Source organism: Trinickia sp. Z7, assembly GCF_056498045.1.
Window position 1 is genome coordinate 427907 of the sequence record NZ_JAUEQW010000001.1, and the last position, 17914, is coordinate 445820.

The 17914-nt window shown below is 64.5% G+C and carries 12 protein-coding genes and 1 tRNA gene; 2 read left to right on the plus strand and 11 right to left on the minus strand.

Translation table 11 applies throughout. The features are described from left to right. Positions 1 to 138: 138 nt before the first annotated feature. The 3 genes from dinB to QQS38_RS01935 all read right to left on the minus strand — a co-directional run bounded on the left by dinB (position 139) and on the right by QQS38_RS01935 (position 3593). The gene (gene dinB / locus QQS38_RS01925) at positions 139 to 1293 is read right to left on the minus strand and encodes a DNA polymerase IV (protein ID WP_479643675.1); all 1155 of its coding nucleotides are present in this window, start codon (positions 1291 to 1293) and stop codon (positions 139 to 141) included. 108 nt (positions 1294 to 1401) lie between these two features. Beyond that, complete coding sequence (locus tag QQS38_RS01930; RefSeq protein ID WP_479643676.1) at positions 1402 to 3036, minus strand: methyl-accepting chemotaxis protein; 1635 nt, start codon at positions 3034 to 3036, stop codon at positions 1402 to 1404. 480 nt (positions 3037 to 3516) lie between these two features. Further along, positions 3517 to 3593, minus strand: a tRNA-Met gene (locus QQS38_RS01935). 311 nt (positions 3594 to 3904) lie between these two features. Between QQS38_RS01935 and xth the strand changes: the two genes are divergently transcribed. Continuing rightward, the gene (xth, locus tag QQS38_RS01940) at positions 3905 to 4681 is read left to right on the plus strand and encodes an exodeoxyribonuclease III (RefSeq protein ID WP_479643677.1); all 777 of its coding nucleotides are present in this window, start codon (positions 3905 to 3907) and stop codon (positions 4679 to 4681) included. Between the two features lie 88 nt (positions 4682 to 4769). Here xth and ntrC read toward each other — a convergent pair whose 3' ends face one another. The 3 genes from ntrC to glnA form a co-directional block, all read right to left on the minus strand. Then, the gene (gene ntrC, locus QQS38_RS01945) at positions 4770 to 6290 is read right to left on the minus strand and encodes a nitrogen regulation protein NR(I) (protein ID WP_479643678.1); all 1521 of its coding nucleotides are present in this window, start codon (positions 6288 to 6290) and stop codon (positions 4770 to 4772) included. A 19-nt stretch (positions 6291 to 6309) separates the two neighbouring features. Then, entirely contained in the window at positions 6310 to 7452 is a 1143-nt protein-coding gene (gene glnL, locus QQS38_RS01950) for a nitrogen regulation protein NR(II) (protein ID WP_479643679.1), read from the minus strand. Between the two features lie 130 nt (positions 7453 to 7582). After that, positions 7583 to 8998: a type I glutamate--ammonia ligase gene (gene glnA / locus QQS38_RS01955; protein WP_479643680.1), complete on the minus strand. Its 1416-nt coding sequence runs from the start codon at positions 8996 to 8998 to the stop codon at positions 7583 to 7585. A 442-nt stretch (positions 8999 to 9440) separates the two neighbouring features. Between glnA and QQS38_RS01960 the strand changes: the two genes are divergently transcribed. Then, a complete protein-coding gene (locus QQS38_RS01960; RefSeq protein ID WP_479643681.1) occupies positions 9441 to 9908 on the plus strand; it encodes a rhodanese-like domain-containing protein in 468 nt (155 codons plus the stop codon). 66 nt (positions 9909 to 9974) lie between these two features. On the opposite strand, the gene QQS38_RS01965 is transcribed toward QQS38_RS01960, so the two are convergent. From QQS38_RS01965 to hrpA, 5 genes are all read right to left on the minus strand, one after another. Beyond that, positions 9975 to 10796: a competence/damage-inducible protein A gene (locus QQS38_RS01965; RefSeq protein ID WP_479643682.1), complete on the minus strand. Its 822-nt coding sequence runs from the start codon at positions 10794 to 10796 to the stop codon at positions 9975 to 9977. A gap of 9 nt (positions 10797 to 10805) precedes the next feature. Further along, entirely contained in the window at positions 10806 to 11618 is an 813-nt protein-coding gene (locus QQS38_RS01970; RefSeq protein ID WP_479643683.1) for an EI24 domain-containing protein, read from the minus strand. 12 nt (positions 11619 to 11630) lie between these two features. Then, positions 11631 to 12632, minus strand: coding sequence for a sterol desaturase family protein (locus QQS38_RS01975; protein WP_479643684.1), 1002 nt, complete (start codon positions 12630 to 12632; stop codon positions 11631 to 11633). A 25-nt stretch (positions 12633 to 12657) separates the two neighbouring features. After that, positions 12658 to 13689: a YVTN family beta-propeller repeat protein gene (locus QQS38_RS01980; protein ID WP_479643685.1), complete on the minus strand. Its 1032-nt coding sequence runs from the start codon at positions 13687 to 13689 to the stop codon at positions 12658 to 12660. Positions 13690 to 13821: 132 nt separating this feature from the next. Further along, entirely contained in the window at positions 13822 to 17910 is a 4089-nt protein-coding gene (gene hrpA, locus QQS38_RS01985) for an ATP-dependent RNA helicase HrpA (protein ID WP_479643686.1), read from the minus strand. Positions 17911 to 17914 lie beyond the last annotated feature (4 nt).

Here is a 17914-nt window from a genome sequence, read left to right on the forward strand (position 1 = left end):
GCGCATCGCGCCGGTGACGCGGGTTATATCCGACATCATATGGACGCGGCGCGCGGGGTGCGGGCGCGCATACGAGCGCGTAAGTCACGGCGCGATTCTAGCCCTCGCGCCGACCTTGGCGCACCTAGCCGGCCGCACCTAGCCGGCCGCACCGCTTTCCTCACGGGGTTCGTCGTCGAACAAGGGGAACTGGCCTCGGCCGGCGCCGTCGTCTTCCTCGAGCCTCACTCCCACGCCGAGCAACCGGACGGGCCGGTCGCGACGCGCGAAACCCTTTTCGAGCAAGGCGATGAAGGTGGGCAGATCGGTTTCGCTGGCAACGCATTCGACCGTCGTGCGTTGGAAATCCGCAAATCGAAGCTTCACGTAGAGCTTGCGGATGGCCGCCGCCACGCCCACGCGTTCGATGCGCACGTCGAGTTGCTCGGCCAGCAACCGCAGCTCGGCCGCGCACTCATCGAGGGTACGCAGATCGTTCACGTACGTCGTTTCGACACTGATCGACTTGCGCTCCTGATCGGGTTGCACCGAACGACGATCGTTCCCGCGCGACAACTCGTACAGCCTACGTCCGAATGCGCCGAAGCGCCGGTGGAGATCGACGAGCGACCACTCGCGCAGATCCCGGCAGGTCTGCACCCCCAATTGCTCGAGCTTGGCGGCGGTGACTTTGCCGACGCCGAAGATTTTTCGTACGGGCAGCGCGGCGACGAAGGCATCGACCTCGTGAGGACGGACGACGAACAGCCCGTCGGGCTTGTTCCAATCGGAGGCGATCTTCGCGACGAATTTGTTCGGCGCGACACCCGCCGATACCGTCACGCCCACCGTAGCGCGCACGCGCTCGCGAATTTCGGCGGCCATCAAGGTCGCGCTGCCTTTGCAATGCGGCGCGAGCGTGACGTCGAGATAGGCTTCGTCCAGGGACAGCGGCTCGACGATGGGCGTGTAGTCGCGGTAAATCGCCATGATCTGGCGCGATGCGACGCGATACTTCTCCATGGCCGGCGGCAGAATCAAGAGCCCCGGGCACTTGCGCACGGCAAGCGCCGAGGACATGGCCGAATGCACGCCGAAGCGGCGCGCCTCGTAGTTGCACGTGGCGATCACGCCGCGCTGCTCGGGCCGCCCGCCCACCGCGAGCGGCCGGCCGCGCAAGCTCGGATCGTCGCGCATTTCGACCGATGCGTAGAAACAATCGCAGTCGCAGTGGATGATTTTGCGCGCGAGCGCAACCTCAGCGCCGGGGGGCGCCGGATGGGAGGGCGGGGAAGTCGGTGCGCGCGTGCTCAAGGTGAGCGTTACTGTACAAAAACACAGTAATCATTACAAGCGGCGCGATCATCGGTGTTCCAGTCTGCTTGGCGCGAGCGCCCTACCGCCACGCCATTTGCTCGCCCCTTACACGGCCAACGACCAATCGTCACCCGTCATCGCAGCCATGGCCTTGGGCTCGCTCACGTTCGGGAGCCCGCGAGCACCGGTCGCGCCGGTGGTGCGAAAGAAGGCGACGGCGTCGTTCAATTGCCGCCCCTGCTCATCGAGCGATTGAGAAGCGGCCGCAGCTTGCTCGACGAGCGCCGCGTTCTGTTGCGTCACCTCGTCCATCTGCGAAATCGCGAGGCCCACTTGCTCGATGCCGCGGCGTTGTTCCTCCGAGGCCGCGGCGATCTCGCCCATGATGTCGGTCACGCGCGAAATCGCTCGCGTGACTTGCGTCATCGTCGTACCGGCCTCGCCGGCGAGCGCCGAGCCTTCGGCGACCGTTTCCACCGAGGCGGCGATCAGATCTTTGATTTCCTTCGCCGCGCTCGACGAGCGTTGGGCGAGACTGCGCACCTCGCTCGCCACGACGGCGAACCCACGGCCCTGCTCGCCCGCTCTCGCGGCTTCGACTGCCGCGTTCAGCGCGAGGATGTTGGTCTGGAAGGCGATGCCCTCGATCATTCCCGTGATGTCCGCGATTTTCGTCGAGCGAGCGCTGATTTGCGTCATCGTGTCGACCACGCGACCGACCACGCCGCTGCCCTTTTGCGCCACATCGGACGCACTGGACGCCAGCACGCTCGCCTGCTGCGCATTCTCCGCGTTCAACCTGACCGTCGAAGTGATCTGCTCCATGCTCGCGGCGGTCTGTTGCAGCGACGATGCCTGCTCCTCCGTGCGCGAGGATAGATCGAGATTGCCCGCGGCGATCTGGGCCGTCGCGGTCGAAATCGTCTCGCTGCCGCCGCGCACTTTCGCGACGATGCCGCTGAGGTTGCCGTTCATCTCATCGAGTGCACGCAGCAACTGGCCGGTCTCATCGCGAGTCGTCGCCCCGGCCGCGGTGCTCAGATCGCCTCGTGCGACCCGATGCGCGAACGCGACGGCGCGCTCGAGCGGCCGCGTGATGGAACGCGCGGCAACGACGCCCAAGCCGAACACCCCAGCCATGACCGCGAGCGAGCTCACGATTTCCAGCAGGTTCGCGCGCTCGATCAATGCGCGGGCGCGCTGCGCGCCTTCCTTGCCAAGCTGATCGTTGTACGCGAGGTGCGTCTGCAATGCCGAATCGAAACGCTCCGAAGCGTCGGCCAAGCCTGCGTTGAGCATGGCGTCGGCTTCTTGCTTGCGGTTCTCGCGCGAGAGCGCCATCGCTTGATCGCGGGCCTTCGCTGCCTGCTCGGCGGCCGCGACATCCGCGCCGAGTAGATCGCGGTCTTTTTGATCGGACACGAGCGTCTCGTAATGAGCGAGCTGCGCGCGCAATTTCTGGCGCTGCTGCCCGATCTGTTGCTCGATTTCCTGCACCTTTTGCGGATCCGACGCAGACACGTGCTTGCTCGTGAGCAGCGTCATCGAATCGAACGCCTTCAGCGCCGCCCCTAGCACTTCGAAGCTAGGGACAGTGTTCTCGCTGGCATAGCTCGCGGCATCGTAGACCCGCCTCGATTGGTAAATGCCGAACCCCGTGACCGAGAACAATGCCACGGCAGCCGCCAGATTCAACATCATCAGCCGCCGCGCGATCTTCAAGTCATAAAACCATTTCATGCTACTTCCTCTGCCAAACGATCTGTCGCACGGCTGCATAGGCCGCACGCGGAATACAACGTAGTGGGTGGAGCGCGTCGCCGAGCGCCGTCCGGCGCAACAGCGAGATCAGCCGACTGCACGGCTGCGCGTGAACGCCCGCCGTTACTTCGTTCTCCTAACTATTCGAAAAGAGAACATCGACGACGTTTGCGCGACATCGAATGGGGACGGATACACCCAGATGGATGAGGTGGTGCGCGCAGGCGAGCGCGATTCGATCGAGCCTTCGGCTCGACGCGATCGCTTTATGCAATATCGGCGCAAGGGGCGAATGCTTGAGGGTGGACGGCGCATCCGTGCTTCCACCACGGTAGGCCGATGAATGGGGCGCGAACCGGAGCCCAATGGGGGAGCCCGAAGCGGGAGCCGGCTCGGCGCCGGTAGGGAGAGCGAAACCACCAAAGCAAAAACCCGCTGATGGCAGCGGGTTCTTGTGTTTGGTTGCGGGGGTAGGATTTGAACCTACGACCTTCGGGTTATGAGCCCGACGAGCTGCCAGACTGCTCCACCCCGCGTCAGAGAAATAAATTATACGAGACTTCGTGCAGCGCGTCAAACGATACTATCGGCCGCCCCGCCATCGACTCGCAATGGCGCCCCTCCGATCGTCCCGGTGGCACGACACGATCACGGTGCGCCCTCCCAGGCCACGGCGGCGGCAAGCTTGCGTCGCAGAACGGCCCTTCCTCGTTTACCATCACGTCTGGCTCGCCCCGGCCGCCAACGCGGCGCGCGACGGCAACGCGCCTCGCGGCCGATTCAAGCGCGTGGCGATGCGACGACAGGGCTGCGCCTATTCCCCGTGCGGCAACGATATGAGAGCACCATGAAAATCGCCACTTGGAATGTCAATTCGCTGAAGGTTCGTCAGCAGCACGTCATCGATTGGCTCGAACTGAGCCATGTCGACGTGCTCTGCCTGCAGGAATTGAAAATGCCCGACGAGAAGTTTCCACGCGCCGAGCTCGCCGCAAAGGGCTATAGGAGCTGGTGCGCCGGACAAAAGACCTACAACGGCGTGGCGATCGTCGTGCGCGATGGCATCGAGGTCGACGAGACGCAAGTCATACGCAACATTCCCGGCTTCGACGATGAACAACAACGCTTGATCGCTTTGACCGTAGGCGGCGCGCGTATCGTCTCGGCCTACTTCCCGAACGGGCAAGCGCCCGGCACCGACAAATTCGCCTACAAGCTGCGCTGGCTCGAGGCGCTTGGAGAATGGCTCGAGGATGAACTTCACGCCCACCCGAAGCTCGCGCTGCTAGGCGATTACAACATCGCCCCCGAAGATCGCGACGTTCACGATCCGAAAGCCTGGGAAGGTCAGAACCTCGTTTCGCCCGAAGAGCGCGCGGCGTTCGCCAAGCTCGTCGAACTGGGCTTCGTCGATGCCTTTCGCAAGTTCGATCAGCCCGAGAAAACCTTCACGTGGTGGGACTATCGAATGCTCGCATTCCGTCGCAACGCAGGCCTGCGCATCGATCACATCTTGCTCTCGCCCGAGCTTGCGCAAGGGTGCACGCTGTGCGAAGTCGACAAGACTCCGCGTAAATGGGAGCAGCCGTCCGATCATGCGCCTGTGATCGCGCAAGTCGCCTAGGAGCGACCCGCGCCATGGACAAGGCCGACGCTCCGTTGGAGTCGCCGGCCTTTTGATCCCGCCTTGCGAGACGCAACCGCATGCGCCGTTATGGCTCCAAATGCAGCTCTTGGATTTTGCGCGTGATGGTGTTGCGACCGATGCCGAGCCGCTCCGCCGCCTCCACCTTGCGGCCGCGCGTGAAGTCGAGTGCTTCGCGAATGACGGCTGCTTCGAAGCGCCGCGCGAGTTCATCCATCACATCGACCGTATTCTCGCGTAGCATGCGCGCAACTTCCGCCCGCAGACCGCTCTCCCACACGCTGACGGGCAACCCCGTCGCAATGCCGGCCAATGCGGCAGGCGCGATCGCCGCGCCGTTGCGCTCACCGCCGTCGGCGGAAGCGGCGCCGACCGGCATCGCCGCCGTTGCACCGGAACCGGCGATGATCTCGGCGCTGGCTTCAGGCGCCGCGCCGGGAACTAGATCGGGCGGCAGGTCCTTGATCTCGATCGTCTGCGCCGGCGCCATCACAGTCAGCCAATTCGCGAGATTTTCGAGCTGGCGCACGTTCCCCGGAAACGGCAACGTCGTCAGATAGGCGAGCGCCGCATCGGAGACGCGCTTGGGCTCTACGCCAAGATCGCGCGCGCTCTTTTGTAGAAAGTGGCGCGTGAGCAGCGGGATATCCTCGCGCCGTTCACGCAACGCGGGCAAACGCAAGCGGATGACGTTGAGGCGGTGATACAAGTCCTCGCGGAACAAGCCTTGGCGCACGCGCGCTTCGAGGTTCTGGTGCGTCGCGGCGATCACCCGCACATTGGCGCGCAGCGGGCTGTGGCCGCCCACGCGATAGAACTGCCCGTCCGAGAGCACACGCAACAAGCGCGTTTGCAGATCGAAGGGCATATCGCCGATTTCGTCGAGAAACAGCGTGCCGTTCTCGGCCTGCTCGAACCGGCCTTGCCGCGTGGCTTGCGCCCCCGTGAATGCGCCGCGCTCATGTCCGAACAGTTCGGACTCGAGCAGATCCTTCGGAATCGCGGCTGTGTTCAGGGCGATGAACGGGCCGTTCGCGCGCGGGCTGTGTCGATGCAGCGCGCGCGCGACCAGTTCCTTGCCCGTGCCCGACTCGCCCGTGATCAGCACCGTCGCGGCCGAATGCGAAAGCCGCCCGATCGCGCGAAACATGTCTTGCATTGCCGGCGCCTGCCCGAGCATTTCCGGCGCATCGGCCATCTGTACGTCGCTCGCTTGCGTGCCGCGCAGGCTTTCGTCCACCGCGCGGCGAATCAGCTCGACCGCCTTGTCGACATCGAACGGCTTGGCGAGATATTCGAACGCGCCGCCTTGAAATGCAGCCACCGCGCTGTCCAAATCGGAGTACGCGGTCATGATGATGACCGGCAGCTCAGGCAGCCGCGCGCGGATCGCTTGCAGCAGTTCGAGGCCCGAGGCCCCCGGCATCCTGATGTCGGAGACGAGCACCTGCGGGCTCTCGCGCTCGAGCGCAGCCAGCGCCTCGCGCACGTTCGCGAAACTGCGCGTCGGGAAATTCTCGCGCGCCAGCGCTTTCTCGAGCACCCAGCGAATCGATTGGTCGTCGTCTACTATCCAGATCGGCTTCATGGAGTTGGGTCTTATCAATTCAATTGACGAGCGGCAGCAAAATCTGAAACTCGGTATGGCCGGGGCGGCTCTCCACTTCGATCAAGCCGTCGTGCTGCTGCACGAAGGTCTGAGCGAGCGTCAGGCCGAGGCCGCTTCCGTCCTCGCGGCCGGACACGAGCGGATAAAAAATGCGATCTCGGATCTCTTCGGCAATCCCAGGCCCGTTGTCGATCACTCGCAAGTCCAATGCCAACTTGCACAGGCGCTTGGCGATCGTGACCTTGCGCGCCACACGCGTGCGCAACGCGATACGCGCGTCGCCCTGGCCGATGCGCTCACGCAACGCCTGCGCCGCATTGCGCACGATGTTCAGGAGCGCTTGGATCAGTTGCTCCTTGTCGCCGCGCAAGTCCGGCACGCTCACGTCGTAGTCGCGCTCGATCGTGAGACCGCGCGGAAACTCGGCCAGAATGACGGCGCGCACGCGCTCGCATACTTCGTGAATATTCACGTCGCCGACGACATGCGGATGCCGATGCGGCTCGAGCAAGCGATCGACCAGCGTTTGCAGACGGTCGGATTCCTTGACGATCACCTGCGTGTATTCGCGCAATTCGAGGCGCTCACGCGCACCCAATTCGAATTCGAGCAGTTGCGCCGCACCGCGGATTCCACCTAGCGGATTCTTGATCTCATGAGCGAGATTGCGAATCAGCTGCTTGTTGGCGATCGATAGATCGTGAATGCGCTCTTCGCGATCGGTGCGCAAATGGCGCTCGTTCTCGAACAGTTCGAGCAGGACATAATCGGGCGCACTTTCGAGGAACCCGACGACCACGTGCACATGGAGCGGCTCGCGCCCAGCTCGTTCGAGCACGGTATCCAAGTGCGTCGCGTGAAAGCGATGCTCCGCGATCGCGGCGATCGTCGTCCCGAGATCATCGCCGTTGGCGAATAGCTCCGACCACGACATCTGCATCAATTGCCGACGCGACAAGTCGAGCATCGATTCCGCCGACGGGTTCGCGAATGCGATGCGCCGCGTGCTTTTATCGAGCAAAAGCACCACGGTGGGCAACGCCTCGAACCCAGGAAGCAACCCCGATCGAACGAGCGCTTCGTCGTCGGAAAGCGGTTCCGACCGGCCGTTTTTCGCCTTGATCAAATTCTTGAGCACCATCGTCGATTCACCGGAACGAAAAGGGGACGGCGCCGCCGTCCCCTCGAGACCGTTCGCAAGCCTTGCAGGCCCGATGTGAGCAGGCCCCGATGCGCTTCGCCGACGACACATGCGAAGCGCATCGCGCGGCTTACAGCGAGTAGTACATCTCGAACTCGATCGGGTGCGTCGTCATGCGATAGCGTTGCAGTTCGCCTTCCTTCAGCTCCAGATAGGCGTCGAGCATGGCATCGGTGAAGACGCCGCCGCGCGTGAGGAACTCACGATCCTTGTCGAGCGCTTCGAGCGCTTGATCGAGCCCGGCGCATACGGTCGGGATCTTCGCGTCCTCTTCGGGCGGCAGGTCGTACAGATTCTTGTCCGCGGCTTCGCCCGGATGAATCTTGTTTTGCACGCCGTCCAGACCGGCCATCATCAGCGCCGAGAACGCGAGGTACGGGTTCGCCATCGGATCGGGGAAGCGCGTTTCGATACGTCGGCCCTTCGGGTTGCTCACGTGCGGAATGCGGATCGAAGCCGAACGGTTACGCGCCGAATAGGCGAGCTTCACGGGCGCTTCGAAGTGCGGCACGAGGCGCTTGTACGAGTTGGTCGTCGGGTTCGTGATCGCGTTCAGCGCGCGGGCGTGCTTGATGATGCCGCCGATGTAGAACAGCGCGAATTCCGACAGACCGGCGTAGCCGTTACCCGCGAACAGGTTCTGGCCGTCCTTCCAGATCGACTGATGCACGTGCATGCCCGAACCGTTGTCGCCGACGACCGGCTTCGGCATGAACGTCGCCGTCTTGCCGTACGTGTGCGCGACGTTGTGGACGATGTACTTCAACTGCTGCGTCCAGTCGGCGCGCTGCACGAGCGTCGAGAACTTCGTGCCGATTTCGTTCTGGCCTTGGCCCGCCACTTCGTGGTGATGCACTTCGACCGGGATCCCGATCTGCTCGAGCAACAGACACATTTCCGAGCGCATGTCTTGGAACGAATCCACCGGCGCGACCGGGAAGTAGCCGCCCTTGGTGCCCGGACGGTGACCCGTGTTGCCGCCTTCGAATTCCTTGCCCGACGACCACGGCGCTTCTTCCGAGCCGATCTTGACGAAGCAGCCCGACATGTCCGTGTTCCACTGGACCGAATCGAAAATGAAGAATTCCGGTTCCGGACCGAAGAAGGCCGTGTCGCCCAGGCCCGTGCTCTTCAGGTAGGCTTCGGCACGCTTGGCGAGCGAGCGCGGATCGCGTTCGTAGCCCTTGCCGTCGGCCGGTTCGACGACGTCGCACGTCAGCACGAGCGTGGACTCTTCGTAGAACGGGTCGATGAAGGCCGTGTTGGCATCGGGTACGAGCAGCATGTCCGACGCTTCGATGCCCTTCCAGCCGGCAATCGAGGAACCGTCGAACGCATGGCCGCTTTCGAACTTGTCTTCATCGAACGCCGACAGCGGCACCGAGACGTGCTGCTCCTTGCCGCGCGTGTCGGTGAAGCGAAAGTCGATAAACTTGACGTCCTCGTCCTTGACGAGCTGCATGACGTCGGCCACGGATTTACTCATATCCTGTTCTCCATTTAATAGGGTTCGGCGGTTCTTCGCTTCTTCCCGCTTCGGCTCGTTGCGCCGCCCAAAGCCAAATCCGGTATTTGCAAGCGATCGCCGCGGGTAAAAGCATCTTCCATGCCAGAAACGACAAACGAGCGTGCCGTGACGGTGCAGATGCGTGCGAGCCGCTCAACCACGCGCCCTGCAGTGGAGCCCGCCGCTGCGCGATGAGGCGCGGCACGCGCCAGGACGCGCCCAGCTCAGGCACCGTTCTGGTGCTCGATTACGCAACGGACAGCCCGGCTTTTCCATTGTGGTGCATTTTCAGCAATGCCGCACAACTTTGGAGCATTTCCACAGCGGTCGCCATGCACCACCGTGCATCGATCGTGTGAGTGGCATCGCGCTAGAATGTGCGCTTGCCATGACGATTTTGCGAACGAAGGAGACAACGGCCATGAGCTCGCTCGAACAAATCCTCGCGCAGGCCGACAAGCGCCGCGCCGAACATCAACTGTCGTATGCGGGCGCGCTCTCGCCGTCCGAAGCATTCGAGTTGCTGCAACTCGATCCGAGCGCGCGGCTGGTGGATGTGCGCACCCGCGCGGAATTGGACTGGGTCGGCCGGCCGCTCGTGGGCGACGGTCAATACGCCCACGTCGAATGGACGCGTTACCCCGGCGGCGTACCCAACCCGGAATTTTTGACCCAGTTGCAGCAGGCAGTGGGTTCGGCGGATACACCCGTCCTGTTTCTGTGCCGCAGCGCGGCACGTTCGAAGCTCGCGGCCGTGGCAGCCGCGCAGGCGGGCTATACGAAAGCCTTCGACCTGCTGGAAGGGTTCGAGGGCGATAAGGACGGCAACGGCCACCGCAAGATGATGAGCGGCTGGTGCTTCCGCGGGTTGCCCTGGATGGGGGCGTAGCGCCGTCGTTACGGGCCGACCGGCCGCCGGGCCACCCGCGCCCTATTCGGCCAACGGCCTAGCTGCCTAGGGCTCGACGATGTCGCCGCCGAGCAGGTGCACGCCTTCTCGCAGCTTGACGAAGGCCGCGGCGACCGCCTCGGGCTCGCCTTTGACGCCCAGGTCGATATGGCGCCGAGCGAACACCCCGCCGCGCTCGGCGTCGCCCACGCTCGGCAGGCTGAATACGCGCACGCCCGGGAAATCGGCCTCGATTTTCTCCATGAGCGGCGTGAGCGTCGACTCCATCAGTTCGAACACATAGAGCGAGCGTTCGGCATGCGCCACCGCATGGTGCAAGTGCGCGTACTTCGTATCGAGCACCCATTCGATCATCGGCCACGCCATCACGGGAAAACCCGGCACGAAATGATGATCGCCGATCGAAAAACCCGGAATCTTGTTGTAGCCGTTCGGGATGATCGACGCTCCGCGCGGGAACACGCCCATGTTCAAGCGATGGAGATTCTCGGGCGAATCGAGATCGAGCGGCTGCGACGCCGTGGCGGGCGAGCTTGCGGCGCCCGCATGCATTTCGCGGATGCGCGCGCGGATCAGCTCGGCCGCTTCGGGATGCAATTCGAGCGGCACGCCGAGCGCCTCGGCCGCACATTGCCGCGTATGGTCGTCGGGCGTGGCGCCGATGCCGCCCGTGGAAAAGACGATGTCGCCCGATGCCAACGTGCGCCTGAGCGTAGCGGTAATGCGCTCGCGCTCGTCGCCCACGTACTCGGCCCAAGCCAGCGTGAGCCCGCGCGCCCCGAGCAATTCGATGACCTTGGGCAAATGCTTGTCGGCGCGCCGGCCCGAAAGGATTTCATCTCCGATGATGATCACGCCAAATGCCATAGACCGCCCTCAGTTGGAAGGAAGCGCCTCGTCGGCGCGCAGGCGCTGCAATGCGTCCAGGCAATAGTGGCCGAACCAGAGCGCCGAAAACACGAGGATAAACGCATAGATCCAAATGGTGACGGCCGCGATCACCGGAAACAGCACGACGAGCCAGATCGAGGCGGCCCAAATCAGCGTCGGCACCGTACCCATGAGGCCGGTGGCGATGCCGATTGCGAGCAGGGGCGCGCGATGGCGCCGGATCAACGCCCGGCGCTCCTCCCGGCTCGCGTGCAGCGCCAGGGCATCGTAGGTCATCACCCTATAGGTGAGCCAGCCCCATAGCAGCGGCGGGATGATGGCGAAAAGCGGCGGAAACAGCCACAGCGGCAGCGTCACCACGAACAGCACGATGCATACGATCGTCGTCACGAGCGTGTGCGCGAGGCTACCGTACCAGGTGCCGCCGCGCCGCTGCTCGAGATCGGCGAAGCGCCGCAGCGAGAGATACCGTACGACCATCGGCATGGAAATGGTCGCAATCAACAGCAACACGGTCGTGACGATGAGCGGAATCGACAGCGCAATCACGATGAATGGCGCCAGCGCCGCATGTAGCGTCGTCAAGCCGATCCAGTCGAACGCGCGGTAGAGCGATTCGCCCAGCCATGATCCCGCCAGCCTCACCCGCACCGCGTCGACGAGCGGCTGCCACATGAACCACAGCAACAGCCCCCACCCCGCCGCCGCAACCACGAACGGCATGAACGTGAGCCAAAGCATGCGCGGATGCAGCGCGCTCGCTGCCGCGCGGCCCAACGAGCGCAGAAAATCCGTCATGCGCAAGCCTCGTCAGAACGCGCTCTCACCGCTGCCGCCCGCCTTCGCGCGGCCCGCGCCGAGCCGCCGCGCGATGCGCACGAACGCGAGCCAATGCTGCGAAACGAACCCTTCTCCATACGATTGCCCCTCCCGCTCTTGGCGGATACCCGTTGGTTCGAGCGCGCGATTCCACGACGCGGTCTTGAACAGCATATCCCACCAAGGCAACAGCACGCCGAAGTTGCAGCCATAGGCCGAGCCCTCGTGACCGTAGCCCACGGCATGGTGACGCCGATGGAACGCCGGGCTGACGACGAGCCGTTCGAGCACACGGCCGAAGTTCAGGCGCGCATTGCAGTGCTGGACGCTTTGCAAGAAATTGGTCACGGCCGAGAGCACGACGAATTGCGTGGGCGCGATGCCGATCGCGAGCGCGATGGCCGCGAAGAATCCCGCTTGCAGCACGTCGTCGAGCAAATGGTTACGGTCGTCGCACCAGAGCGACATTTGCCGCTGGCTGTGATGCACCGCGTGCAGTTCCCACCAGACCCCGATCCGATGCTGCCAGCGGTGGTACCAATAACCCGCGAAATCGAGCACGATCAGGTAAATCGCGAACGCGACGAGCGGTTGCGAGGTCACGCCGGGCCAAAGCGTGTCGAGATTGAGGTTCGCGATGCCGTGGTAGCGCAGCCATACCTGCGTCCGGTCGAAGATCGGCTGAAAGGCGACGAAGAAGAACAGATTGAACAGGCCGAGCTTCGTGATCCAGGTGTAGAACACGTCGACGCGCACGGCTTTGCGGTCCTGCCACCGCTCGACGGGCCGCAGCGTTTCGAGCGGCCGCAGCAGGCCGTACATCGCGACGATCGTCAGAAAACCGACGATGACGGGATACAAGGCGTCGTAGGCGTCTTCGTCGTAGTCCATCGCCCCGATCTTGAACAGCAAGGGCTGCACGACATCGACGAAGAGCCAGGTTTGCAGCGCGGAAACGAGCGAATCGAGCGACGTGAGAATCACATGCAGCATGGCGAACCGGACCCGCGAAGCGCGCTCAAGCGCCGTTGGGCGCCGTCACCGGCGCGCGGTCGAAGAAATAGATGCCGTGCGGCGAGCGCCCGACGGCGATCGTCTTGACGAGCTTGCGCGTCGTCAGATCGATGACGCCGACGTGCTTCGAAAAGCGAAACGTCACCCACAAGTAGCGCTTGTCGGCGGTCAGCTCCATGTCGTCCGGGCCCGGCATGAGGCCCGTGATGTCGCCTACGTTCATCAGCGTGTTCTCGTCGATGATGCTGATCGTGCTCGCCACGCGATTGCTGACCGCCACGTGCGCGCCGTCGTCGAGCGAGCGGAAGTTGTGCGCGCCCTTGCCCGTTTGGATCCGCTTGACGATGGTTTGCTTGCGCCAATCGACGACGGCCACGTCGTCCTCGCCCGTCATGCCCACGAGCAAGTACTTGTCCCCCGGCGTCAACCAGAGCCCCGCCGGCGTGTTGCCGACGTTCATCTTCCATTTGACCGATTGCGTGGCCAGATCGACGGCGGCGATTTGGCCCGACACCTGCAGCGTGACGAGCACGGTCTTGCTGTCGCTCGTGAAGGCCATATGGCTCGGCATCGTCGCGAGCGGCAGGCGCTTGACGAGCGTGGGCGTCGCCGTCTTCTCGTCGTAGGCGTAAATATCGAGGCGGTCCAAGCGCAGGCCGGTGGTCACGAACCATTTACGGTCCGGCGAAAAGCCGAGTTGATACGGGTCCTCGATGTTCTCGAGGCGTTTTTGCACTTTGCCCGTCTTGGGATCGACGAACATCAAATCGTTCGAAACGGAATCGGCGACGATCAGCGAGCGGCCGTCCGGGGTCGCCATCAAGTGATGCGGCTCCTTGCCCGTCGGCGTCTTGCCGGCGAGGACCTGCTGCGTCGCCTCGTCGATCAGCGACAGCGTCGCTTCACCGGAATTGAGGACGATGACGTTGTTCGCGTGCGCCGCGGGAGAAATCACAGCCGCGGCGACACACACAGCCGCGAGCGCGCCGGCGGCGCGCTTGGCTCGCCCGGCGTAGAAAAGAAAAGAAGTAAGCATGAGCACTCGTTGGGAAAATCGCCGCCATCATAAAACGTTTGCGACGCGGCGCGGTTGACCGCCAGCGAAAAAAGGCGATGCCCGGCGCGAGGCGCGCGGCCTTTAACGGGGCGGCATCGCGGCCTCATGCGCTCACCGCTGCATCGATTCCCACACTTTGTGCAAACGCTTGACGGAGACCGGCATCGGCGTGCGCAGTTCCTGAGCGAACAGCGAAACGCGCAGCTCTTCGAGCAACCAGCGAAATTCCGCGAGCCGAGCATCGGCTACGCCGCCACGAGCCGACTGCGCGCGCTGATACTGCTGAAGCAGCGGCTGCATTTCCGCGAACGCGCGTGCGTCGCGGGCCGGATCGGCCTTCAATTTGTCGATGCGCTGCGTGATGCCTTTCAGATAACGCGGGAAATGCGCGAGCTGCGCATAGGGCGTATCGACGACGAAGCGCTTGCCGATCAACGTCTGCACCTGCTGCTGCATATCGGCGTACGCCGCGGCAAACGGCTTGGCCTGCGCCAGCTTTTTCGTCACGGCGGCGTATTCGCTCAGAATCTGCCCCACGAGCCGCGCGATTTCTTGCGCGAGCAGCGACAGCCGGCCCTTGCCCTCGTCGCGGCGCGCATGGAAGCTCGCATCGTCGTCCGGCAGCGGTTCTTGCAAACAGGCGCGATCGAGCGCCGTATCGATCAGTTGGTCGCGCAGCGCCTCCTGCGTTCCGAGCGGCATGAACTGCATCGCCATCTCGCGCAAGCCCGGCAGGTTCTTTTCCAAGTACTTGATCGGCTCGCGCAACTGCAGCGCGAACAGGCGGCGCAGGCCGGCGCGGTGGATCCGCGCGGCCTCTTCGGGCGAATCGAACACCTCGACATCGCAATGCGTCGTGCGATCGACGAGCGCCGGATAGCCGAACAGCGTCTGTCCGCCGCGGCGAATCTCGAGCAACTCGGGCAGCTTGCCGAAGTTCCACGTCGTCAAGTTGTCGTACAGCGCCGTCGCGGCGACGGCAGGCGCCCCGGCGGCCGCTTCACCGGGCGCTTGCGCGGCGTCCCGGGCGCGCGCGCCGCCCGTCTCGCGCTTGGCCTGGGCGCTCGCTCGCGCAGCCTGCGCCGCGTCGGCGCTCGAGGCGCGCTGCCCCGCTGCGCCGGCGTTCAAGGCCGCACCCGCGGCGAGTTGCTGGAAATGCCGCTGCGCATCCGCCCCCAGTTCGCCGCGCAACTGCGCGAGATTGCGGCCCATGGCGAGCTGCCTGCCGTGCTCGTCGACCACCTTGAAATTCATGAACAAATGCGCCGGCAGCGTTTCGAGCTTGAAGTCGGTCGACTTCAGCGCGACCTGCGTCTGCTCGCGCACGTCGGCGATCACCGCCTCGACCAGCCCCGAGGCGCCGCGCATCGCTTCGCTCGAACGAGCGCCGACGCGCGTTTCGTGACGCTCGACGAAAGCGGCCGCATACTCGGGCAGCGGCACGCAGTGACGGCGCAGCTTTTGCGGCAGCGATTTCAAGAGCAGGTGGACCTTCTCTTTGAGCATGCCGGGCACGAGCCATTCCGTGCGGCGCTGATCGACCTGATTGAGCGCATAGAGCGGCACCGTGAGCGTGACGCCATCGCGCGGCGACCCGGGCTCGAAATGGTACGCCAGCCCCATTTCGACGCCGGCCATCGTCAGGCGCTTCGGGAACAGATCGGTCGTGACGCCGGCCGCCTCGTGCCGCATCAGATCGTCTCGCGACAAATACAGCAAGCGCAACCTGTCTTCGGCTTGCCCGCTCTCGCGCACTGCATCGCGATACCAGCGCTCGAATGCCGCGCCCGTGTAGATGCCGCTCGGCAGCGCCTGATCGTAGAACGCGAAGATCAATTCGTCGTCCACCAGCACGTCCTGCCGCCGCGACTTGTGCTCGAGTTGCTCGATGTCGGCCAAGAGCTTGCGGTTGTGCGCGAAGAAGGCCAGCTTCGTCTCGAACTCGCCTTCGACGAGCGCCCCGCGAATGAACAGCTCGCGCGCGCGCGCTCGGTCTTGCCGGCCGAACGCCACCCGGCGCCGGTGATAGACGGGCAGCCCGTAGAGCGTGGCGCGCTCGAACGCCGTGACCTGCGCGGGCCGCTTCTCCCAATGCGGCTCGGACAGCGATTTCTTCAGCAGATGCCCGGCTACCTTCTCGATCCACTCCGGCTCGACCTTGGCGAGGCACCGCGCGTAGAGCCGGCTCGTTTCGACGAGCTCCCCGGCCACGACCCAGCGCCCTGCCTTCTTGACGAGCGTCGAGCCCGGCCAAAGATAGAACTTGATGCCGCGCGCGCCGAGATAGTACGGCTCGTCGTCGGCCTTCAGGCCTACGTTGCCGAGCAAGCCCGTAAGCAGCGCCAAGTGGATCTGTTCGTAGGTCGCCTCGCTCTCGTTCAAGCGCCAGCCGTGCTCGCGCACGACGGTCAGCAACTGCGAATGGACATCGCGCCACTCGCGCAACCGCAAGTGCGATAGAAACTGCGCGCGGCAAGCGTCGACCAGTTGCCGATTCGATTTTTTGTGCGCCACCGCCTCGCCGAACCACTTCCAGATCTTGAGCCACTGCAAGAACTCGGAGCGCTCGTCCGCGAACCGCCGGTGCGCTTCGTCGGCCTGTCCTTGGGCATCGGCGGGCCGCTCGCGCGGGTCCTGCACCGACAGCGCGCTGGCGATCACGAGCACCTCGCTCAATGCTTGCTGGTCGCGCGCGGCCAAGATCATGCGGCCCACGCGCGGGTCGAGCGGCAAGCGCGCGAGCTCGCGGCCGAGCGGCGTGAGCGCGTTGTCGTCGTCCACGGCGCCCAGTTCGGCCAGCAACTGATACCCGTCGGCGATCGCCCGCCCCGGCGGCGGCTCGATGAACGGGAACGACTCGATCTCCGTCAAATGCAGCGACTTCATCCGCAAAATGACGGCCGCCAGCGACGAGCGCAGGATTTCTGGGTCGGTGAAACGCGGGCGGCCTTGGAAGTCGAGCTCGTCGAACAGACGAATGCACACGCCGTCCGCCACCCGCCCGCAACGGCCGGCGCGCTGGTTGGCGGCAGCTTGCGAAATCGGCTCGACTTGCAGTTGCTCGACTTTGTTGCGATACGAATACCGCTTCACGCGCGCGAGCCCCGTGTCGACGACATAGCGGATGCCGGGCACGGTCAACGAAGTTTCGGCCACGTTCGTCGCGAGCACGAGCCGCCGCGCGTTCGACGGTTTGAACACGCGCGCCTGCTCCTCGGCCGAGAGCCGTGCGAACAGCGGCAGGATCTCGGTGTGCGGCGGATGATGCTTGCGCAGGGCCTCCGCCGCCTCGCGGATCTCGCGCTCGCCGGGCAGAAACACGAGCACGTCGCCGGGCCCTTCGCGGCACAACTCGTCCACGGCGTCGACGATGGCCTCCATGAGATCGCGATCGGCGTCGCGCGCGCTCTTGCCGTACGACGGGCGCTCGCGCCCCGTCGTGCCTTGCGCGGCCTTGACGGCCGCGCTGGGCTCCTCGACCGGCCGATAGCGCATTTCGACCGGATAGAGCCGGCCGCTGACCTCGATCACGGGCGCGCGCCGCTCGTCGGTTCCGAAATGGCGCGAAAAGCGCTCGGCGTCGATCGTCGCCGACGTGACGATCAGCTTCAGATCGGGCCGCCTCGGCAGAATCTCTTTCAGATAGCCGAGCAGAAAATCGATGTTCAGGCTGCGCTCGTGGGCCTCGTCGATGATGAGCGTGTCATACGCCCGCAACAGCGGGTCGGTTTGCGTTTCGGCCAGCAAGATACCGTCGGTCATCAGCTTGACGGACGCGCCGGGTGCGAGATTGTCGGTGAACCGGACCTTATAGCCGACGACTTCGCCGAACGGCGTGCCGAGTTCTTCCGCAATGCGCCGGCCCGTGGCGGACGCCGCGATCCGCCGCGGCTGCGTATGGCCGATGAGGCCGGCGCCGCCGGCCCCGAGCCCCCGGCCCAGCGAGAGGCAAATCTTGGGCAGTTGTGTCGTCTTTCCGGAGCCCGTTTCGCCGGAAACGATCACCACTTGGTGGTCGCGAATCGCGCGCGCGATCTCCTCGCGCCGCGCGCACACGGGCAGCGCGGCCGGAAAATCGATCGGTGGGACGGGATTGGGCGGGACGGCGGGACGACGACGCGCATTTTCGGGGCGCGGCGCGCGCGGTGTGCGCGCAACAGGGACCTCACTCGCGGCCGGACTTTTGGGTACGTTCGACATGGGG

Bases quoted from the DNA above. Each gene is read 5' to 3' on its own strand.
- QQS38_RS01960 (WP_479643681.1), top strand. From the start codon at position 9,441: ATGAGCTCGCTCGAACAAATCCTCGCGCAGGCCGACAAGCGCCGCGCC.
- QQS38_RS01970 (WP_479643683.1), bottom strand. From the start codon at position 11,618: ATGACGGATTTTCTGCGCTCGTTGGGCCGCGCGGCAGCGAGCGCGCTG.
- xth (WP_479643677.1), top strand. From the start codon at position 3,905: ATGAAAATCGCCACTTGGAATGTCAATTCGCTGAAGGTTCGTCAGCAG.
- QQS38_RS01980 (WP_479643685.1), bottom strand. From the start codon at position 13,689: ATGCTTACTTCTTTTCTTTTCTACGCCGGGCGAGCCAAGCGCGCCGCC.
- hrpA (WP_479643686.1), bottom strand. From the start codon at position 17,910: ATGTCGAACGTACCCAAAAGTCCGGCCGCGAGTGAGGTCCCTGTTGCG.
- glnA (WP_479643680.1), bottom strand. From the start codon at position 8,998: ATGAGTAAATCCGTGGCCGACGTCATGCAGCTCGTCAAGGACGAGGAC.
- glnL (WP_479643679.1), bottom strand. From the start codon at position 7,452: ATGGTGCTCAAGAATTTGATCAAGGCGAAAAACGGCCGGTCGGAACCG.
- QQS38_RS01930 (WP_479643676.1), bottom strand. From the start codon at position 3,036: ATGAAATGGTTTTATGACTTGAAGATCGCGCGGCGGCTGATGATGTTG.
- QQS38_RS01965 (WP_479643682.1), bottom strand. From the start codon at position 10,796: ATGGCATTTGGCGTGATCATCATCGGAGATGAAATCCTTTCGGGCCGG.
- ntrC (WP_479643678.1), bottom strand. From the start codon at position 6,290: ATGAAGCCGATCTGGATAGTAGACGACGACCAATCGATTCGCTGGGTG.
- QQS38_RS01975 (WP_479643684.1), bottom strand. From the start codon at position 12,632: ATGCTGCATGTGATTCTCACGTCGCTCGATTCGCTCGTTTCCGCGCTG.